General features: G+C 26.8%; 24 protein-coding genes. 6 read left to right on the forward strand and 18 right to left on the reverse strand.

What is annotated here, in order from left to right; genetic code table 11:
• Positions 1-58: 58 nt before the first annotated feature.
• The 6 genes from AELL_RS00955 to AELL_RS00980 all read right to left on the reverse strand — a co-directional run bounded on the left by AELL_RS00955 (position 59) and on the right by AELL_RS00980 (position 3,609).
• Positions 59-808: a tRNA (5-methylaminomethyl-2-thiouridine)(34)-methyltransferase MnmD gene (locus AELL_RS00955; protein WP_118916147.1), complete on the reverse strand. Its 750-nt coding sequence runs from the start codon at positions 806-808 to the stop codon at positions 59-61.
• Between the two features lie 15 nt (positions 809-823).
• Positions 824-1,267, reverse strand: a complete 444-nt coding sequence (locus AELL_RS00960) for a hypothetical protein (protein WP_118916148.1) — start codon at positions 1,265-1,267, stop codon at positions 824-826.
• Positions 1,268-1,270: 3 nt separating this feature from the next.
• Positions 1,271-1,786, reverse strand: a complete 516-nt coding sequence (gene luxS, locus AELL_RS00965) for an S-ribosylhomocysteine lyase (protein WP_118916149.1) — start codon at positions 1,784-1,786, stop codon at positions 1,271-1,273.
• Positions 1,787-1,894: 108 nt separating this feature from the next.
• Positions 1,895-2,572: a response regulator transcription factor gene (locus AELL_RS00970; protein ID WP_118916150.1), complete on the reverse strand. Its 678-nt coding sequence runs from the start codon at positions 2,570-2,572 to the stop codon at positions 1,895-1,897.
• Positions 2,573-2,580: 8 nt separating this feature from the next.
• A complete protein-coding gene (locus AELL_RS00975; RefSeq protein ID WP_118916151.1) occupies positions 2,581-3,141 on the reverse strand; it encodes a cysteine hydrolase family protein in 561 nt (186 codons plus the stop codon).
• Between the two features lie 72 nt (positions 3,142-3,213).
• Positions 3,214-3,609, reverse strand: coding sequence for a hypothetical protein (locus tag AELL_RS00980; RefSeq protein WP_118916152.1), 396 nt, complete (start codon positions 3,607-3,609; stop codon positions 3,214-3,216).
• Positions 3,610-3,773: 164 nt separating this feature from the next.
• On the opposite strand from AELL_RS00980, the gene AELL_RS00985 reads away from it, so the two are divergent.
• Entirely contained in the window at positions 3,774-5,345 is a 1,572-nt protein-coding gene (locus AELL_RS00985) for an AAA family ATPase (protein WP_118916153.1), read from the forward strand.
• Positions 5,332-6,276, forward strand: a complete 945-nt coding sequence (locus tag AELL_RS00990; protein WP_118916154.1) for a hypothetical protein — start codon at positions 5,332-5,334, stop codon at positions 6,274-6,276. The genes AELL_RS00985 and AELL_RS00990 overlap by 14 nt, the downstream gene beginning before the upstream one ends.
• Before the next feature lie 24 nt (positions 6,277-6,300).
• Here AELL_RS00990 and AELL_RS00995 read toward each other — a convergent pair whose 3' ends face one another.
• The 3 genes from AELL_RS00995 to AELL_RS01005 form a co-directional block, all read right to left on the reverse strand.
• A complete protein-coding gene (locus AELL_RS00995) occupies positions 6,301-6,843 on the reverse strand; it encodes a DUF1439 domain-containing protein (protein WP_118916155.1) in 543 nt (180 codons plus the stop codon).
• 66 nt (positions 6,844-6,909) lie between these two features.
• On the reverse strand, positions 6,910-7,266 hold the full coding sequence (locus AELL_RS01000) for a hypothetical protein (protein WP_118916156.1): 357 nt from the start codon (positions 7,264-7,266) through the stop codon (positions 6,910-6,912).
• A 10-nt stretch (positions 7,267-7,276) separates the two neighbouring features.
• A complete protein-coding gene (locus AELL_RS01005) occupies positions 7,277-7,840 on the reverse strand; it encodes a hypothetical protein (RefSeq protein WP_118916157.1) in 564 nt (187 codons plus the stop codon).
• Between the two features lie 106 nt (positions 7,841-7,946).
• Here AELL_RS01005 and AELL_RS01010 point away from each other — a divergent pair, with 106 nt between their 5' ends.
• The 4 genes from AELL_RS01010 to AELL_RS01025 are packed head-to-tail and all read left to right on the forward strand — an operon-like array spanning position 7,947 to position 11,288.
• Entirely contained in the window at positions 7,947-9,059 is a 1,113-nt protein-coding gene (locus AELL_RS01010; protein ID WP_118916158.1) for an MlaE family ABC transporter permease, read from the forward strand.
• On the forward strand, positions 9,060-9,797 hold the full coding sequence (locus AELL_RS01015) for an ABC transporter ATP-binding protein (protein WP_118916159.1): 738 nt from the start codon (positions 9,060-9,062) through the stop codon (positions 9,795-9,797). It begins immediately after the preceding gene.
• On the forward strand, positions 9,797-10,717 hold the full coding sequence (locus AELL_RS01020; RefSeq protein WP_118916160.1) for an MlaD family protein: 921 nt from the start codon (positions 9,797-9,799) through the stop codon (positions 10,715-10,717). Before AELL_RS01015 ends, AELL_RS01020 begins: the two co-directional genes overlap by 1 nt.
• Entirely contained in the window at positions 10,701-11,288 is a 588-nt protein-coding gene (locus tag AELL_RS01025) for an ABC-type transport auxiliary lipoprotein family protein (protein ID WP_118916161.1), read from the forward strand. Before AELL_RS01020 ends, AELL_RS01025 begins: the two co-directional genes overlap by 17 nt.
• On the opposite strand, the gene AELL_RS01030 is transcribed toward AELL_RS01025, so the two are convergent.
• The 9 genes from AELL_RS01030 to rplM form a co-directional block, all read right to left on the reverse strand.
• A complete protein-coding gene (locus AELL_RS01030; protein ID WP_118916162.1) occupies positions 11,262-12,320 on the reverse strand; it encodes an AbrB family transcriptional regulator in 1,059 nt (352 codons plus the stop codon). The two genes, AELL_RS01025 and AELL_RS01030, sit on opposite strands and share 27 nt — an antisense overlap.
• A gap of 121 nt (positions 12,321-12,441) precedes the next feature.
• Positions 12,442-13,410, reverse strand: coding sequence for a thiamine pyrophosphate-dependent enzyme (locus AELL_RS01035; RefSeq protein ID WP_118916163.1), 969 nt, complete (start codon positions 13,408-13,410; stop codon positions 12,442-12,444).
• Positions 13,407-14,648, reverse strand: coding sequence for a 2-oxoacid:ferredoxin oxidoreductase subunit alpha (locus AELL_RS01040; protein WP_118916164.1), 1,242 nt, complete (start codon positions 14,646-14,648; stop codon positions 13,407-13,409). Before AELL_RS01040 ends, AELL_RS01035 begins: the two co-directional genes overlap by 4 nt.
• Positions 14,648-15,058, reverse strand: a complete 411-nt coding sequence (locus tag AELL_RS01045; RefSeq protein ID WP_192941206.1) for a 4Fe-4S dicluster-binding protein — start codon at positions 15,056-15,058, stop codon at positions 14,648-14,650. The genes AELL_RS01040 and AELL_RS01045 overlap by 1 nt, the downstream gene beginning before the upstream one ends.
• A gap of 11 nt (positions 15,059-15,069) precedes the next feature.
• Positions 15,070-15,633: a pyruvate flavodoxin oxidoreductase subunit gamma gene (locus tag AELL_RS01050; protein WP_118916165.1), complete on the reverse strand. Its 564-nt coding sequence runs from the start codon at positions 15,631-15,633 to the stop codon at positions 15,070-15,072.
• Positions 15,634-15,962: 329 nt separating this feature from the next.
• Positions 15,963-16,619, reverse strand: a complete 657-nt coding sequence (locus AELL_RS01055; RefSeq protein ID WP_118916166.1) for an HAD family hydrolase — start codon at positions 16,617-16,619, stop codon at positions 15,963-15,965.
• A 23-nt stretch (positions 16,620-16,642) separates the two neighbouring features.
• Positions 16,643-18,145 (reverse strand): peptide-binding protein, encoded by a 1,503-nt coding sequence (locus tag AELL_RS01060; RefSeq protein WP_118916167.1) that lies wholly within the window; start codon positions 18,143-18,145, stop codon positions 16,643-16,645.
• Positions 18,146-18,328: 183 nt separating this feature from the next.
• Complete coding sequence (gene rpsI / locus AELL_RS01065; protein WP_118916168.1) at positions 18,329-18,718, reverse strand: 30S ribosomal protein S9; 390 nt, start codon at positions 18,716-18,718, stop codon at positions 18,329-18,331.
• Between the two features lie 5 nt (positions 18,719-18,723).
• Positions 18,724-19,143, reverse strand: coding sequence for a 50S ribosomal protein L13 (gene rplM, locus AELL_RS01070; RefSeq protein ID WP_014472963.1), 420 nt, complete (start codon positions 19,141-19,143; stop codon positions 18,724-18,726).
• Positions 19,144-19,152 lie beyond the last annotated feature (9 nt).

Raw genomic sequence — 19,152 nt, forward strand, 5'->3', positions numbered from 1 at the left:
AAATTTTTTTCAATAAAATTATATTCAAATTTGCCTTTCTTTTCATAAAAGGAGTAGATTATTTATCATACAAAGCCAAAGCTTTTGTATTTCTTTGCTTTTTGAGTTCCATATCTATAAACTTTCCAAGGAGATTTTGTTCTTTTTTTGTAGCAAGTGTTATTTTTCTTTTAACTGGACGATGTTCATAGATTAAAAAATTTGCTTCATACATAGAAAGTCTAATTGGTGTTGCTATTGCATAAGAACTCATTATACAATCCTCTTTACAAAGTTTGTAAATATCATCAAAATACTCTTTTGTCCAAAGTTCAAAGTTTACATCACTTGAAAAAGCATCTTGAAAAACTATATCAAAAGAGTTTGGTTTTAAACTTTTTATATAATCTCTTGCATTTCCTACAAAAACTTCTATTTTGATTTTTTCATCTTCATATTTAAAAGTTTGTGAAATTGAATCTATAATATGTTTTATATTTTCAAACTCTTTTGGAAATGGAAAATCTTTTAAAGATTTAATCAAATTTCCATCAAGTTCAGGAGAATAAAAATTTAGTTTTACATCAAGATTATTTGATAAACAATAATAAATAGTAGAAAAAGTGTTATATCCTATCCCAAAACAGATATCTAAAATAGTTAGTTCTTTTTTGTTTTGATGAAATGTAAAAGTAGGGATTATATGTTTTGTTAAAGCTTCATTTATAGCACCATCATCAGGATTGTGATAGTGTTGGTTATAAAATTGTGAGAAAAGTGTATTTGAGCCATCTTTTGTAGAAACTATAGAGTTTATATTATCTTGCAAGATTAATTTTCCAACTTATAATCCATTGTCCCAATGGTGCATTTTTTTTGCAGTAAAAATATAAATATCATCAAAAAGTTCAATACAATTTGGTGCTTGAAATCCTATATTTTCTAATAAATCTAAAATCTCATATCTATTATCATTTGATATTTTTTCAAGGATGATTATATTTCCAGAATTTTCTAAAGCTTTATACATAAGTTTTAAAATCTCTTCTTGATTTTTGCAGTATGAAAGAATATCACCTAAGATTACGTATTCAAACTCCCTTGCTGTTGCTTTTAGTTTGGCACTTGAATCATCTAAAAAAGGAATATATTTTATCTGACCTTGATTTTTTTCTTTGATTTCTTCTAAAGTAGAATCAACCAAACCTAAAGAGTTATCTATGTGTAAAATAGCAATATTTGTATAATCACTAAATAACTCTTTAAAAAGATTTAGTTTTTCTTTCACTTTTTAGTTTCCTAAAGATTTTAGTTTATCTTCTGATAAAAATAGTTTTTCATTTGACATAACACCAATATCAGATTTTAAAATCTCTTTTGCAATCTCTTTTGCTTCATCAAGTGAATGCATTGCACATGTACCACATTGGAAAATATTTAATTCTGGAATATCATCTTGTTTTTCTACTTTTAAAACATCTTCCATAGCTTTTTTCCAAGCATTTGCAACTTCTTGTTCACTTGGAGTTCCAATTAAACTCATATAAAAACCAGTTCTACAACCCATAGGAGAAACATCAATAATTTCAACTGTTGGAGAGTTTAAATGATTTCTAATAAATCCAGCAAAAAGGTGCTCTAAAGTGTGGATACCTTTTTCACTCATCATTGATTGATTTGGTACACAAAATCTCAAATCAAAAACTGTGATATTGTCACCTTTTGGAGTTTGCATTGTTTTTGCAACTCTAACAGCAGGTGCTGGCATAATCGTATGGTCAACTCTAAAACTATCTAATAATGGCATAATAATTTCCTTTTATATTGTATAAATCTAATAAATATTTTTTAAACAAGTTTGGATTGTAGCAAAAAATTTATGAATAGGTGATAAGAAATAATTTAAGAAAATTGTCTATATAGATTTTAGTTCTAGTTTATATCCAATTCCTGAATAGTTTTTTATGATGTTTTTATTTGTCTTTTTTCTTAAATCTCTTATCAAAGATTTCAGTGCAGCGTTTGTACATTCATTATTCCAAATGTGATATTCTAATTCTTCGTAAGTAATCACTCTTCCTTGGTTTTGAATGAGTAGATTCATTAGTAAACTCTCTTTTTTATTTAAAACAAAAGATTCATTGTTTTTTATGATACTTTGAGTTTGAAAGTTAAAAAAGATATTGTTAAGTAATTTGAAATTACTATAGATTCTTCTTTCTATGATTTCCATACATTTATTTAAAGCTTGAAGTAAAATTTCATTGTCAAATGGTTTTATGATATATTTTGTAATATAAAGTTCTAATAATTCAGTTAGAAACTGATTGTTTTTGTTATTTGATAAAACAACAAATGCAGTTTTTATATCATCTTTTCTAATTTCAATTAAAAAATCAATAATATCTCTATTTTCAAATTCACTTTCAATTATGATTAAACAAGGAGATTGTTTTAGATATTGTTGTTTTGCTTCACTTATTGTTGAACTAGAAGTGATTTTACTCACAGTTTTACAAAGAAGAGAATAAAGTTTCTCATCTTTGTCTTGATTATCCATGATATGAAGTACAGATAAATCGCTTAATTCCATTTATTACCTTATAATAATTTTAAAATCTCATCGGCTGTTTCAACTTTTGCATAGGCAAATTGAAGCGCTGCCATAGATACAGCGTGAGAAATTGATGCATCAATTTTTATACCATTAAATTCAATATCACTTGTTGCACAAGCATCATGGGCAACAAAACAGTTATAACCAAAATCACTAGCTGCTCTTGTAACCGCAGTAACACACATATAAGACATCGCTCCAACTATAATAACATTTGTAATATTAGAATCATCCAATATCTCTTTTAGCTTAGTATCTTTAAATGAATTTACACTATGTTTTAAAACTTGTGATTCATTTTCTTTTGGAGTTAGTGAATCATGAATTTTTGCACCTTGTGAGTTTGGAGCAAAAAATGGAGGATTTTCTGTATTAAATTCATGTTTTACATGAATTATTTTCATATCTTTTTCTCTAAATTTGTTTAATAATTTTAAGGCATTAAAAGCAGCTTCTTCTGTATTTTTTAACTTCCACTTTGCATTTTCAAAGCTTCCAAAGTAATCATTTTGTAAATCAATTAATAGTAATGCTGTATTTTCCATAATATTTTCCTTCTTTTAATTTATTGGAAAGTATATAAATTTATTGAAGGAAAAAAGAGGGATTAAAATAAATTAGATGGTTGATTTATAATTTTCAAGTAGTTTTCTTAGGTGTTTTGTGGCTTGAATTTTTTGATAATATGTAAAAATCACTATAAAAATAATTCCAATTCCATAGGTAAAAGGAATAGCAAGTATTACTAAAATGGCTAAAATAAGTGTATCATGAAGTTCTGCATTTACTAAAATTTGAGAAGTTTTATCTTTTTTGTTTGTTGAAGTTGTGATATTTAGGTTGTATCTTAAATATGTATTTATATTGCATTTTGGTATAGATAAACTCTCTTTTTCTATTTTTGTTTCATAATCTTTATCTTTTAAAAACTGCTTTTTTACAAACTCAAATAAAGATTTGTTTCCCTCTTTTAGATTTATCTCTTCTTGAAACTCTACATCAAACATACCCATAAATAGCCTTTTTTATTTTGAGTATAACAAAAAAATGAAAATGAATAAAATGTTATTTGTATATAAAGTAATCTATTGTATAAAAAAGATGAGCATAAGAAAAAGAGAAAATAAATAATTTTTTAACTAAGATTAGTAATAAAATTATTTATAAAGAGTTTTTTATGGAATTGGTTTATTTGTGGGTTGAAGAGTATAAAAATATAAAGAAACAAGGGTTTAATTTTTCTCCTAGGTTTAGATGTGAATATGATGAAGAGAAAAATGAATTAGAAATTATTGATAAAGATGAAACGGGTGAATTTTATCCTAAAAACTTTTTTGGTGATAATATAAATGTTACTGCTATTGTTGGAGAAAATGGGAGTGGAAAAAGTAGTTTAGTTTTTGATTTTATAATGAATAGAAAAGGTTTTTTTATAGTAAAGAAGGATAATGAGTTAATAGTTTATTTAAGGAATATAAATATTAAAACTAAATTAAGAGTACATAAATATAAAATTAATTTTAATGATAATGTATTATTTTATACAATGGACAAATTAGAAGTTCCAAAATCAAGAAGTTATTTGAAAGCAATAGATTTACAAGAAACAAATAAGCTTATTACAGAAAATTATTTAAAATTAGAAGATTACTCTTTTGAACTTTTTGATTTTAAACCTTATTTTATAAAATATGATTTTTTAGATTTATGGATTGATTCAGATTATGAATTTAAAGAAAATGATATCAAAGATGTAAAATCAGCATTAGGAATGAATATCAAAGATGATTCAACACAGATATATGATGTTTTAAGAGTTTTAAGAGATTTGACTGATGATTATTTAATTTATTTATTTAACAAATTTGAAACTATTGCACAAATTTTTGAACATATTAATTTAATTGAAAGATTACATCCTAAAGATTTGTATTTAATGGTTGAATACAAAGAAATACAAAAGATATTAAAATCTTTTAATGTTCCTTTTGAGGAAAAAGAAACATTCGATTTATTAAAAGATAATAAAGGAATTTTTTTAAAAATAGAAGACTTGGTCAAGTTATTCGGAAATGAATATTTAGAATTATTCTTCAATAAGATGGTTGATGAATTAAGATTTGATTTTATGGCTAAAAATGGTTCTACTTATGGTTCATTAAGTCATGGAGAAAAAACAATGTATAGTTTTTATGTTAATTTGATTAATTATAAAAAAGAAGAATTTTTATTTGTATTAGATGAGCCAGACAATACACTACATCCAAATTGGCAAAAGAATTTTATAAATAAGATGATTGAAATTATTGAAAGATTAGAAAAAAAAGTTCATCTTATTATAACTTCTCATTCTCCATTTATTTTATCGGACTTACCAAAAGAAAATGTAATATTTTTAGAGAAAGGAAAACAAGTTTATCCTTTTGAATATGGAAAACAAACATTTGGAGCAAATATTCATACCTTACTTTCTCATGGTTTTTTTATGAAAGATGGACTTATGGGGGAGTTTGCAAAAGATAAAATAAATGATGTAATAAATTTTTTGAATGGGAATAAATCTTTAATCACAACAAATGATGATGCACAAAATTTGATAAATATAATTGGAGAGCCAGTTATAAAAAAACAATTACAAAAGATGTTAGATTCTAAGAGGTTGAGTAAGATTGATGAAATTGATTTGATAAAAAATCAAATGAAAGAATTAAGTAAAAGATTAGAAGAAATAGAAAATGCAAAAGATTAATATTTCACAAAATACCATAGATAATTTTTATAAACAAATAAGTGAAAAATTTAATAATAAAGATTTATCTAAAATAGAAAAGAAAAAAGTTAAATGGTCAATTTCATTAGCTGAATTAAATAGTTTGATTTCAAAAAAATTAAAAGGATTTCGTGAAAATTTAGACTTAGAAAAATTGATTAAAATGGAATATTCTGATTTATGTAAATTAGTTGAGTACATTAAATCAAATCAGTTAAAAACGAAATTAACAATTAGAGAAAAAGATATATTTCTTACTTTGTATTCAAGACTAAATAATGCTTTATTTGTTAAAGATTTAGATGTAAAAGTATGTCCTTATTGTAATAGAAACTATATTTTAAATTTTCAGAAAAAGGGAAAAGAAAATGCTACCGCACAACTTGACCACTTTTTTGATAAAAAGAAATATCCATATTTAGCAATAAGTATTTATAACTTAGTTCCTAGCTGTGGAACTTGTAATCAAAGAAAATCAACAATTGAAGAAACGATTTTTTATCCATATAATGAGAGTTTTAATAATAGTGTAAAATTTTCATTGAAAGGCATAAAAAGTAGAGATGAATTAATAAAAGAGAATTTAGACTTTTTTGATGAAAAAAGAATTGAATTAAATTATAAAATTTTAAATAATAAAGATAAAGTTGAAAGACATATTGAAGTTTTTAATATTAAAAATTTATATAATGAACATAAAGATATTGTTTCAGAACTTTTACAAAAAAGAGTGATTTATTCTGATGATTATTTAGAAAGTTTATTGGATGAATATGAAGGGAAATTGTTTAACAATAAAGAACATTTATTAAGACTTGTAACAAATGGTTTTGTAGAAGATAAAGATATGAATAAACGCCCACTTTCAAAACTAATTAAAGATATAAGCGAAGAGTTAGATTTGATATAAAATCAAATCTAAGCTATCCAATTTCTAAAGTCCAAAAGTCACCAAAAGTTCTGAATCTTCTATTTTTACATCTTTTACAAAAGAGCCTTTAAAAGATGATTTATCGATTTTATAAACTGGAATTGTGTTGAAAATATTATCAACGATAGGTTTTGTATTTGCTACAACATTATCTAAAATAGTTTTATCAATATTTAGATTTGTCATTTTTAATTCATCTAGTTCTATATCTTTTAGGTAAATTGCTGATTTTTCTTTATCAAAATAAGGTATTCCACTAAAAGTTAGTGTTCCATTTGAATTTGGTATAAAAATAGCAGAGATATTTAGATTTATATTTGCACTTAGTCTATTTGTACCATCTTTTATAAATAGATGAGGTTTTTGAAGTTCCATATTTGCAACTACAAAATTTTGTCTTATTGGAAATTCTTGTGAAAAGTTGTTTAGTTCACTCTCTTGAACTTTTAAAGTTAATCCATCACCGTCAAATTTTTTTATACAACCTACAAAAAATAGAAGTGAAAATAAAACCAATAATATTTGAAGCTTTTTTTGAAGATACATTTTTTACCTTTTATTAAAATTGTAGAATTTTACAAAGATAAATAAAAAGTTAGCTTTGATATGAACTTAGTTCATGCCAAGATTTTTTCTAACCATTGCTTTATATGCTTTCATATCATCTCTAATCATTGTTGGAATAATCTCTTCTTTACACGCATGAACGATATTTGCAAATTCTGGTTTTGAATAGATTGTATTTCTATCTCTTGCTAAGATAATCAGTCTATTTACATCATCTTCTAAAGATATATCACTTCTATCACAAATAGCATCATAAACATTGAAAAAAACTTCTCTATCATGTGAACTCATTTGACAACTATCATCTAACATTTTAAGAGCAAGTTTTGAAGCGTATTCTATTTGTATTGGTTCAAAATCAAAAGTTGTTGCCCAATCATAAGCCTTTTTAAAATAATCCATTTTTTCTCCTTTAGTCCATATATGGTATATCTAAATTTGCATCTCTATCACTTGCACTAAAATCAAAGTCATTATTTATAGGAAGTTTTTGAAGATTTTTTTCCAAAACTTTGATTTGTAGTTTGTGATAGTTATTTGTGTTTATATTTCTTTCTATTTCATTTTTATAAAAACTAAGAATTATCGAGTGAATTTGTTCTTGTTTTTCTAGTAATTCAGCTAAAAATGAGTTTAATTTTGTGATATCAAAATCAGAAATTTTTGGTAATTTTCTTATTAGATTTCTAACAAACTGTTTTTGATGGTAACCTTCACTCATAGTCAAAAGTTTTGAAGCAGCATAAATATCAGCTTCATTTCCTCCATAGTTATATGAATATCTAAAGTGGTCACAAACAATCTCAATATATTTTGGATAGTGTTTTAAAACAAAAACTAACTCTTTCAAATCTCCATCAATTAGGACTTGAAACAAAGTTGCTGTTCGTTTTTCTATTTTATCCCAGTGATTGCCTTGTTCTTTAAATTCACCAAGAAAGCGTTCGTAGTTTTCTAATTTTTCTTTTTCATTCATAAAGTTTTGATATGCAATATTTATACCTTTGTAAACTATTTGACATAGGGCAAACTTTGGGATAAAATCTAAACTTAAATAATTTTTGAAAGGATAAATTGTTGTTATGTTAGATGATTATTTTAAGATAGAAGATTTAGACAACAACACTTTAGAACTTTTTTTATTGAATTTTTGGAATAAAACAAATTTAACACAAATAATCCAAAAACTAGAAAAAATAACTATAAATAAAAATGCAAAACTCTGTGTAAATTTCCAAGATTTAAAAGAGTGTGATAGTTCAGCCATAATCTATCTAATCTCATTTCTAAAAAACTTCCAAAAAGAGAATATAACTTTTAAAAATTTTGATAAATATGAAAAGATTTATAATTTTTATGAAAAACATTATCAAGATGAAGCTTTTGAAGAAAAAAGAGAGAATAAGTTTTTTGAAAATGTAGGAAAAAAAACTTATGAATTATATCTTTTTACAATTCATTTTTTAAACTTTGTTGGAAAAGTTTTTTATTTTTTATTATATTCACTTTTAAATCCAAAAAAAATCAGATTTAAAGCGACGTTAAAATATATTGATACATCAGCAATAAATGCACTTTTAATAGTTGCAGTTACATCATTTTTAGTAGGTGTTGTAATCGCTTATCAAGGCAGTGTTCAACTTGAAAAATTTGGTGCAAACATATTTATCGTTGAGATGATTAGTATAACTATGTTTAGAGAAATTGCTCCTCTTGTAACTGCTATTGTAATAGCTGGACGAAGTGCTAGTGCATATACAGCAGAAATTGGAGCTATGAAAATAACAGAAGAGATAGATGCTATGAGAACTATGAACTTTGAACCGACACTTTTTTTAACACTTCCACGAATTTTAGCTTTATCTATTTCTTTACCTTTATTGGTTTTTTTTGCTGATGTAATTGGTATTCTAGGAGGAATGGTTATAGCTTACACTAGTTTAGATGTTTCATTTGTAGAGTTTATAACTAGACTTGGAAATGAAGTTCCCGTAAAACATTTTATTATGGGAGTTTTTAAAGCTATATTCTTTGGGTTTGCAATTGCTATTATTGGATGTTATCGAGGATTTCAAGTGCAAAACAATACAACAAGTATAGGAAAATATACAACAATAAGTGTTGTAAACTCTATTTTTGTTGTGATTTTAATAGATGCAGTTTTCTCTGTAATTTTTACAGAAATGGGAATATAAATGAAAATCATAAAAGTAGAAAATTTAACTACCGCTTTTGGAGATAATTTAGTACATAATAATATTTCATTTGACGTTAATGAAGGTGAAATATTTGGTGTATTAGGTGGAAGTGGTTCTGGAAAAAGTGTATTGGTAAAACAAATTGTAATGTTAAATCAAATCCAAAAAGGAACGATAAAAATATTTGATAGGGATATTTCAAAACTATCCTTACAAGAGATACAAGAATTAAAACTTCAATACTCATATCTTTTTCAATTTGGGGCTTTATACTCTTTTTTAAATGTGATTGAAAATATCTCTGTAATGTTAAAAGAGTACACAAATTTACCAAGGGAATTGATAGAAAAAATTGCCTATACAAACTTAGATATAGTAGGACTTCCAAAAAGTACAGCAAAACTCTATCCAAGTGAGCTTAGTGGTGGAATGAAAAAAAGAGTAGCACTAGCAAGAAGTTTAGCAATGCAACCAAAAATCTTATTTTTAGATGAACCCACAAGTGGATTAGACCCAGCAAGTACACAAAAAATAAATGAACTTTTGCTTTATTTAAAAAATAGTTTAAATATCACTATAGTAATAATAACCCATGATTTAGAGACTATTAAAACTGTACTTGATAGATTTATTATTATCAAAAAAGATATAATCTTTGATGGAAATATAGATGAAGCACTAAAATCTGAAAATGAATTTATCAAAGATTTTCTATCAAATAAAAAGGCTACATAATGGATACAAAAATTAATTTTTTAAAAATAGGAGTATTTGTAAGTGCTCTATTTATTTTACTTGTGATGGCTATTTTTTGGTTAGGAAAATATGGTTTAGAAGATAAAAAGTATGATGAATATTCAATCTTTTTTATGGAATCAGTTTCAGGACTTAATGTTGGTTCAGCTATTAAATATATGGGATTTCAAGTTGGAAATGTAAGTGAGATAAAAATAAATCCTAAAAATTCAGAAGAGATACAAATAGATATTCAAATCCAAAAAGGAACTCCAATCAAAGAGGATAACTACGCAATTTTAGGAAATGTTGGAATTACTGGACTTAAATATATTGAGTTAAAAGGTGGAAGTAATGATTCTAAACTTTTAAGTGAAAATGAAAATGGAGTAAAAGTAATAAAATCAAAAACTTCAGCTCTTACAACTTTTGTTGATTCAACTGAAGATATTACAAAAGAGGTAATGATACTTTTAAGTCAAATGAAAAAAGTTTTAAATGATGAAAATATTTCGACTTTTTCGTCACTTTTAGATAAAAGTGAAAAGAGCATGGTAAATATTGAAGAGTTTAGTTCATATTTAGTTAAAAATGAAAAAAGCTTAGATGAACTAATCAAAGGTATTAATGAACTTACAAAAAAAGGTGGAAATTCTTTTGATACGATGAAAAATACAGCAAATGATTTTAGTAAATTATCAAAAGAGTTACAAACTCAAATAAACAAAGGAAACTACAATTTAAAAGAGATAACTCAAGAGAGTTTTGATAACTTAAATAGTGTTTTAAAAAGTTTGGAAAATAGTTTACTTCAAATGCAAGATTTAATAAATAATATCAATGAAAGTCCAAGTGATTTAATACTAAAACAAAAAAATATAAAATATGGACCAGGAGAAAAAGATGATAAAACAAACTAACAAAATTTTACTTTTTATATTTTTGATTATATTTACTGGATGTGATTTAAAACAAAATAGTATAGAGATAAATCACTATTCAATAGATTTTAAATCAAAAGAGATAATTAAAAAAACAAAATTGGAGTCAATTTTTATTGAAGAACCTAACGTAAATAAAAGTTTTAATCTCACATCTATTTTCTATAATACAAAACCATATTTATTTGAAGAATACGCAAAAAATAGATGGATAAATGTTCCTAGTAATATGATTTATAATCAGTTATTAGACTCTTTTAGTTCAAGTAAACTTTTTACAAATGTAATCTCAAAAGATTCTAAACTAGAACATAAATACAATTTAAAAACAGATATTATAAAACTTTATCACGCTTTTGAAAATGATAAATCTTATGCAATTTTAAAAATCAAATTTGATTTAATTGAAGATAAAAAAGTTATAAAATCATATAGTTATGACAAAAAAGTTTTATGTAAAACAAATGATGCTTATGGATTTGTAGAGGCTTTAAATAAAAGTTTTGAAGAAGTTGTAAATGATTTATTGTACAACTTCTCTCTTATCTAATCTTTTGGCAATCATTGGAGCAATATTCATAACTATTAAAAGTCTTACAATATGATGTAAGGTGATAAAAGGAAGATTTGCTCCTACTAATATAGCAATTAAGTTTATCTCAGATTGACCACCTGGACCATATGCTAATAAAATAGAAAGAATAGGGAAGTCAAAAAGATTATAGGTTATAGATATAAATACTGCACATAAAATTACAAGTATTATAAAATGACCTAAAGTTGAAAATAGGGTTTTTGCAATAGTTTGAAGACTCACCCCTTTAAAAGTAAATCCAATAATTGTTCCAAATACAACTTGAATAAATTTTAAAAATTCATCAGGAATGGGTGTATGAATAAGTCCTGTTGAATGAACTGCAATACTAATTAACATCGGTCCCATTAAATATGCAGCAGTAAGTTTTACTTTTTTAGCAACAATTGCTCCAATATAACCTAAAAGAATTAAAATTGATAATTCATATAAATCAATATTTTTAAGAGGAATAGTTATTAGTTTATTTCCACTTATATCAATTTGAAAAATATATTGAATAACAAAAGGTAAAGTAACAACTACAAAAAATAGTCTTGAGCTTTGCATCAAAGTTATCTTTGAAATGTTGGCTTTTATCTCTTCACCAATAATTACCATCTCTATAACACCACCTGGCATAGAACCCAAATAAGATGTTTTGATATCATAATTTAGAAACTTGTGATAATAATATGTTCCACAAATTATTGTTAAAATAGTAAAAGGAATTACAAGTAATAAAGAAAAGAAATAAACATCAATATAATCTAAAATTTCTGGTGTAAAAGCACTTCCTATTGTAAGACCTATAAATATCCTAGCAGGTGGAGAAAAGGTTTTTGGACTTTGAATAGGTAGTTTTTCAAACCTCATGGCAATTGAACTAGCAAAAATAGCTCCTAAAAGCCAAGGAAGTGGTAAATGCAAATATATAAATAAAATTGAACCACAAACACCTATAAAAAGTGCAAGTAACATTTTCAAGATGATTTGCATATTTATCATTAAAAGCCTAAGATTTTTTTGTTTGTAGTATATTATGATTGGTTTAAAGTTTCAACTTTTATGAGGAAAATTGAAATTTTTAGGAGGTAATTGTCCTAGAAAGTATCTAGGACAACTATTTTTACATTCTGATTTCTTCTCTTTTTTGTAAGAAAGTCCATCTTTCATCAATTCTTTTTTGCCACTCATCAATTAAATATTCATATTCAGGTTTGAATAAGTGTTTAAATCTTGGTTGTGCACCTAAATAATCTCTTACTGGAACAATATTTTTTGGTCTGTAAGTAATATTTAATTCTCTTCCATCAATGATTTCATATAATGGGAATACAAGTGAATCAACTGCTAAATCAGAAACTTCAATAGTTTGATTTGGAGCAAATTTCCACTCAGTTGTACAAGCTGACATTGCATTAATAAATACTGGACCATGAGTATCAAATCCTCTTTGGATTTTTTTAACCATGTCTTTCCATTTATTTGGAGCAACTTGAGCAACATAAGGTGCACCATGAGCTGCCATAATAGAAACGATATCTTTTTTCTGTCTTTTTTCACCATATGAGTGAGAACCAGCTGGTGCAGTTGTTGTACTTGAACCAATTGGAGTTGAAGATGATCTTTGACCTCCAGTATTTGCATAAACTTCATTGTCTAAACAAACATACATAAAGTCATGTCCTCTTTCAAAACATCCAGAAATCCATTGGAATCCAATATCATAAGTAGAACCATCTCCACCAAATGTTACGAATTTTGGTTGAGGAGTATCTGCACTGATTCTTCCTTTATTTCTTAAAGCTTTGTTCATAGTTTCAACTCCAGCCATTGCTGTTGACGAGTTTTCAAATCCAATATGAATCCATGAGCAATCCCAAGAAGTATGAGGATAAATAGCTGTACAAACTTCTAAACATCCTGTTGAAGCTGATACTACTAAGTTATCATTTGTTGCATTTAAAACTTCTCTTACGATAATTGAGTGTGCACAACCTGGACATAAAAGGTGTGAACCCTCAAATCTTTCAGCTGCTGTTGAGAAAGCTTTTAAGTTTTTAATCTCTTTTTGAGTATTTACTAATGTACTCATTTTTCTACTCCTTGCGCATTATAAAAGGCTAATTCTGGTCCTCTTACTCCAACAAATCTTTGGATTTTTCCAGATAATTTACCTTCTTTTGCTTCTTTATCTAAAGTTCTATAAATATCTTTTAATAAAGCAACAGTCATATCTCTTCCACCTAATCCATAGATTAAATTAGATACTAAAGGTCTATTTGGTGTATTGATTAATGCTCCAGAGATTTCATTAAATAATGTTCCAACTGTTCCACCTGGTGCACTTCTATCCATACAAGCGATAGCTTTTACACCTTGTAATGCTTCAGCCATTTCTTCAAGAGGGAATGGTCTAAATACTCTTGGTGCAACAACACCAGCATTTATACCTTCTGCTTTTAATTGCTCAATTGCAAGCATTGCAGTTTCATAAGTTGTACCTAAACAAACGATAGCAATATCTGCATTTTCCATATTATAAGTTTCAACAAGTTTATATTCTCTACCTGTTAATTCTTTAAACTCTTTAAATACATCAAGAATAACTTTTTTAGAACCCATTAATGCAGCATGTTGTTTTGCTTTGTGTTCAAAATGCCAATCTTGTTCTGTTTGAACACCGTGAGTAACAGGTTTGTCAAAGTTTAATAATGCATTTACTTGTAAATAATCACCTACAAATTTAGAAGCAACTTCATCTGGAAGTGGCGTAACATTTTGTGCAGTGTGAGATGTCATAAATCCATCTTGATTTGAAATAACTGGTAATCTAACATCTGGATGTTCTGATATTTTAAATGACATTAAAGTCATATCATAAGCTTGTTGAGGGTTAAATGCATCAAGTGATATCCAACCAGAATCTCTAGTTAAATATAAATCAGAGTGGTCACCATTTACATTTAAAGGTGCTGCTAATGCTCTATTTACTAAACATAAAACAACAGGGATTCTCATTCCAGATGCTTGGTATAAAACCTCAATCATAAGTGCTAGACCTTGAGATGAAGTTGCAGTTGCAACTCTTCCACCAGCAGCTCCAGCTCCAACACATGCAGACATAGCAGCGTGTTCAGATTCAGTCATCATAACTTCACCATCAATATATCCATTTGCATGGAACATTGCATAATTTTCAACTGTAGCAGTTGAAGGAGTAATAGGATAAGCAGCAACTACATCTACATCAGCTTGTCTTAAAGCCTGAGAATTTGCCATATTCCCATCCCAAACTTCAACAGTTTTTAATTCCATTACTTTTTTATTCATTATTCACCCTTTTTTTGTTTTACAGGCCATTGAGACAATGCTTCTTCTGTAGTAACATACTCATTAAACATTAATAGTGATTTAGGATTTGTAGGACAAACACTTACACATAATCCGCAACCTTTACAGTGTTCATAATCAACACCTTTCATCTCTTTATTTCTTGCAATAATTGATGAATCTGGACAGAAAATCCAACAGTTTTGACAGTCAATACAAGTTTCAGAATTCCAAACTGGTTTAATAACTCTCCAGTCTCCAACACTCATACTTTTTGAACTTGTTTCAGAATAAAGTCTATCTTCAGGTTGAATTTCAGCTATATTATAATCTATATTTCCATCGAATGTATAAAGAGCAGCACCAGGTACTAACTCATCCCATCCCATTTCTTTAATTGGTTTACTCATTTTTTATCCTTCTAATGAACTTCGTCATAAGCTCTTTGGATTGCTACCATATTAGCTTCAATAATATTTGGTGGTAACTTTTTAAGAACGTGTTTCATTTTATTTTTAAAATCTTCAATTTCAAACATTCCACTAACTTTCATAAATGCACCAAGCATTGGAGTATTAGGAATAGCTTTTCCAATAGTCTCTCTTGCAATTTGAAAACAGTCAAGAATAAATACTCTATCTTTGATTTCCTCTAGTTCTGGAACTAATGAAATTAGTTCATCTTTGCTAAGGTGTGTTGTAATAATATATTTAGTTGTATCTTTACCATTAGCAGTGATATTATCTGTTATAGCAAGACCTGGATCTAATATAAATACAAAATCAGGACTCATATATTTTTCGTGGTTTAAAATTACATTATCGTCAATTCTATTGTAGGCAGTCATTGACGCACCTCTTTTAGCTGAACCATAAAATGCAAAGGCTTGAACTTGTTTACCTGATTCTGCTACAATTGAACCAAGACCTTTTGCACCTGTTACAGCACCTTGACCTGCACGGCTATGCCATCTAATTTCTAACATAGAGGCTCTCCTTATTTAAAATATTAAATTTGACTTAAAAAATTTAATTAGTCTTCTGTATTATAGAAGATTTTAACTTAAATCAACTTTTATTTCTGAAATTTAGAAAAAAAGTGACACAAAAATTCACACATTTGAGTAGAAAAAATAAAAAAAACAGTAAAAATGAAAAACATTATAAATTATCAAAGGCTCAAGTAAGCCCAAAATATAGTAAATAGAGGCGATTATTAACAATAGGGAATGATTATCCTATATTATAGAAATAAAAACTTGTTATTTTATATCTTTTTAAAAGTAGTTAAATAAATTAAGCAATATTTAATATATTAAATATTGCTTGAAAGGAATTTGATAGCATTAAGAGAATCTTTTTCAATATAATTTGTATATTTTAAAAGTTCTTCTTTTTCACCATAACCACATAAAACACCAATTGAATTGATATTTGCTTCGCGTGCGGCAATTAAATCAAGTTTTGTATCTCCAATCATCCACACATCATCTCTATTTTTATTATAATTCATTTGTTCAAGGGTAACTAAAATTGGTTCAGGATGTGGTTTTGGATTTTGAACATTTTCTCTACCTGTTATGATTTCAAAAAATTGAGTTATATTAAAATGGTCAAGTAAAGGAATAGTGTACATTCTAGTTTTTGTTGTAACAACACTAACCCTTGCAATTTTAGATGCAAGTTCCACAGCTTCATAAGCATTTTCTAAAAGACTAGTTTGTTCTTTAGAAATAATTCTATATCTATTTTTATATGAATCAACGAAATCCCAAACTTTAGATTCATCAACTCCTAAATTTTTATACATAATATCAAGGGGATAACCAATCAAATTTTTTATATCTTGTTCAGTTCCTTCAAAATTAAAATCCATTTCATCAAAAGAGTGTTTAAAAGTTGAAACTATTGCATCTGTCGAATCAATCAATGTTCCATCTAAATCAAAAAGTATAATTTTATTTTTATTCATTTTATTCCTTATATTATTGTTTTTTATTCTTCTATTTGCCAATCTTTTTGATTATGCATTATTCCTACAAATGCAGGTTCTACCTTTTTTATTCTTTTATTAATAGCAGTTATTCCATCAGGAATATATAAAAATAAGTAAGGCAAATCATCACTTATAATCTGAAATATCTCTTTATAAATAGTTCCTAATTCATCTCTATTAATTGTACTCATTCCTTTTTCTATTAGTTTATCTACAGTTTCATTTTTATATGAAACTAAATTAAATCCACCAAGTTTTGCACTTGAACTGTGCCAAAGAGGATAAGCATCAGGCATTAGAGCAAGTGACCAACCAAGAAGTACTGCTTGAAAATTTCTTGGATGAACAACTGTATTTAAAAATGCTTGCCACTCCATAACACGAATTTTCATTATCACACCAGCTTTTTGCAATTGGTATTGTAAAATTTGTGCAGCATTTATTCTTATATCATTCCCTGTATTTGTTATAACTTCAAAAGTAAAAGGATTGTTTTCATCATAACCAAGTTCTTTTAATAAAGCTTTTGCTTTTTCTATATCTTGAGTTATAGGTTTTACATCTTCATTATATGCAAATGAACCAGGTAAAAATGGTCCATTACAAACTTTACCATAACCAAAAAATAAAATATCAACTAACTCTTGTCTATTTATAGCTAAAGATAAAGCTTCTCTTATTTTTTTATTTTGAAACTTTTCATTTTTTAAATTAAATCCTAAATAACTAAATGAAAAACTAGGTTTTTGTAAAATAGTGTAATCTTTTTTAAAGTTATCATCTATTTGTCTATCAACTTGAATTGGGTCAAGACCACCAATATCAAGTTTTTTTTGTTTTAAATACAAAAAAGAGGTATTTGGGTCTGGCAAAAATTGGTATTTTATTTTTTCAATTTTTGGTTTCCCTTCAAAATAGTTTTCATTTGCTATAAGTTCAATATCTTGCCCTGTTTTAAACTCTTTTAGTTTATAAGAACCAGTTCCTATTGGATTTTTGTTAAAAGAGCTTGTCATTAAATCTTTTTCATCTTTTAAAATATGATAAGGTAAAAGTCCAACCATCCAAGTCTCTATCGCTTTAAAATAAGGTTTCTTGTAGATAACTTCAATTGTAAAATTATCAACTGCTGTTACACTTTGAACTTCTGTAAAATTTGATTTAATAGAGTTAAAAACTTTTGGATTGATGATTTGTTCATATGTAAACAATACATCTTTTGAAGTAACTTTAATATTATCATGCCAAAAAATGTCATCTCTTAATTTTATAATTAATTTTGTTGGAGTTTCAAAAAAGTAAGATTTTGCTAAATCAACAGTTGGTTTTCCATCTTTATCATATTTAAAAAGTCCATTAAATAACCAATCAGAAATTTCAGAACTAGCTGAATCATTGGCTAAGATAGGATTTAATCTACTTGGACTTGATGTCATAGATAAGTTTAAAGTACTTGCTGTTAGATATGATAAAAATAATAGATTATAGATTAAAAATTTCATAGGGTATTGTATTGTTTTTTTATAAAAAAAGGCATAAAAAAAGGAGCAACTTTTGTCGCTCCTTCTTGAAAATAGTAAAGAAATATACTCCTATTGACAACGGTCTTTTTATATGCCTTTGGCAAAAATAAAAAGCCATAATTTTTGACAAAAGAGAAGCAGTTCTCTTTTGTATTCCAAAAATTATCTTTTTGAGAATTGAGAAGATTTTCTTGCTTTTTTCTTTCCGTATTTTTTTCTTTCAACAGATCTAGCATCTCTTGTTAATAAACCGTAAGGTTTTAAGATTGATCTAAATTGCTCATCAAAAGCAACTAATGCTCTTGAAATTCCGTGTCTTGCAGCATCAGCTTGAGCAGAATATCCACCACCAAGAGTTTTAACTACGATGTTTACAGAAGTTTCTTGTTTAGCAACATTTAATGGTTGCATAACTCTTTTTTTAATTGATTCATGTCCACCTAACCAAGCGTCAAGAGTTTGACCATTGATTGTTAATTGACCGTTACCATTTTCTAGCCATACTTTAGCTACAGCTGTTTTTCTTCTTCCAGTTGCATATACTTTTGCCATTACTCTTATCCTTTGATTTGCGCAGTATGAGGGTGTTCACTTCCTGCATATACTTTTAATTTTTTTAACATAGCTTTTCCAAGAGTAGTTTTTGGAAGCATACCTCTAGTAGCTAGTTTGTATAATTTTTCTGGATTTTTTTCAAACATTTCAGACATTTTGTGAGTTTTTGTACTACCAAAATAACCTGAGTGTGTAAAGTAATTTTTACTTTCTAATTTTTTACCAGAAAATTTTGCTTTTGATGCATTTATAATTACAACAAAATCTCCGCAGTCTACATTTGGTGTAAAACAAGGTTTGTTTTTCCCTCTTAAGATAGTAGCAACTTCTGTAATAATTCTTCCGAATACTTTATCAGTTGCATCAACTACTATCCAATCTCTTTCGATTTCGTTAGCATGTGCCATTTGAGTAAATTTCATTTATTTTCT

Source organism: Arcobacter ellisii (genome assembly GCF_003544915.1).
GTDB lineage: Bacteria > Campylobacterota > Campylobacteria > Campylobacterales > Arcobacteraceae > Aliarcobacter > Aliarcobacter ellisii.

Coding starts and splice junctions, on each gene's coding strand:
- luxS (WP_118916149.1), bottom strand. CDS start 1,786: ATGCCATTATTAGATAGTTTTAGAGTTGACCATACGATTATGCCAGCA.
- AELL_RS00970 (WP_118916150.1), bottom strand. CDS start 2,572: ATGGAATTAAGCGATTTATCTGTACTTCATATCATGGATAATCAAGAC.
- AELL_RS00975 (WP_118916151.1), bottom strand. CDS start 3,141: ATGGAAAATACAGCATTACTATTAATTGATTTACAAAATGATTACTTT.
- AELL_RS00980 (WP_118916152.1), bottom strand. CDS start 3,609: ATGGGTATGTTTGATGTAGAGTTTCAAGAAGAGATAAATCTAAAAGAG.
- AELL_RS00985 (WP_118916153.1), top strand. CDS start 3,774: ATGGAATTGGTTTATTTGTGGGTTGAAGAGTATAAAAATATAAAGAAA.
- AELL_RS00990 (WP_118916154.1), top strand. CDS start 5,332: ATGCAAAAGATTAATATTTCACAAAATACCATAGATAATTTTTATAAA.
- AELL_RS00995 (WP_118916155.1), bottom strand. CDS start 6,843: ATGTATCTTCAAAAAAAGCTTCAAATATTATTGGTTTTATTTTCACTT.
- AELL_RS01000 (WP_118916156.1), bottom strand. CDS start 7,266: ATGGATTATTTTAAAAAGGCTTATGATTGGGCAACAACTTTTGATTTT.
- AELL_RS01005 (WP_118916157.1), bottom strand. CDS start 7,840: ATGAATGAAAAAGAAAAATTAGAAAACTACGAACGCTTTCTTGGTGAA.
- AELL_RS01010 (WP_118916158.1), top strand. CDS start 7,947: ATGTTAGATGATTATTTTAAGATAGAAGATTTAGACAACAACACTTTA.
- AELL_RS01015 (WP_118916159.1), top strand. CDS start 9,060: ATGAAAATCATAAAAGTAGAAAATTTAACTACCGCTTTTGGAGATAAT.
- AELL_RS01020 (WP_118916160.1), top strand. CDS start 9,797: ATGGATACAAAAATTAATTTTTTAAAAATAGGAGTATTTGTAAGTGCT.
- AELL_RS01025 (WP_118916161.1), top strand. CDS start 10,701: ATGATAAAACAAACTAACAAAATTTTACTTTTTATATTTTTGATTATA.
- AELL_RS01030 (WP_118916162.1), bottom strand. CDS start 12,320: ATGATAAATATGCAAATCATCTTGAAAATGTTACTTGCACTTTTTATA.
- AELL_RS01035 (WP_118916163.1), bottom strand. CDS start 13,410: ATGAGTACATTAGTAAATACTCAAAAAGAGATTAAAAACTTAAAAGCT.
- AELL_RS01040 (WP_118916164.1), bottom strand. CDS start 14,648: ATGAATAAAAAAGTAATGGAATTAAAAACTGTTGAAGTTTGGGATGGG.
- AELL_RS01045 (WP_192941206.1), bottom strand. CDS start 15,058: ATGAGTAAACCAATTAAAGAAATGGGATGGGATGAGTTAGTACCTGGT.
- AELL_RS01050 (WP_118916165.1), bottom strand. CDS start 15,633: ATGTTAGAAATTAGATGGCATAGCCGTGCAGGTCAAGGTGCTGTAACA.
- AELL_RS01055 (WP_118916166.1), bottom strand. CDS start 16,619: ATGAATAAAAATAAAATTATACTTTTTGATTTAGATGGAACATTGATT.
- AELL_RS01060 (WP_118916167.1), bottom strand. CDS start 18,145: ATGAAATTTTTAATCTATAATCTATTATTTTTATCATATCTAACAGCA.
- rpsI (WP_118916168.1), bottom strand. CDS start 18,718: ATGGCAAAAGTATATGCAACTGGAAGAAGAAAAACAGCTGTAGCTAAA.
- rplM (WP_014472963.1), bottom strand. CDS start 19,143: ATGAAATTTACTCAAATGGCACATGCTAACGAAATCGAAAGAGATTGG.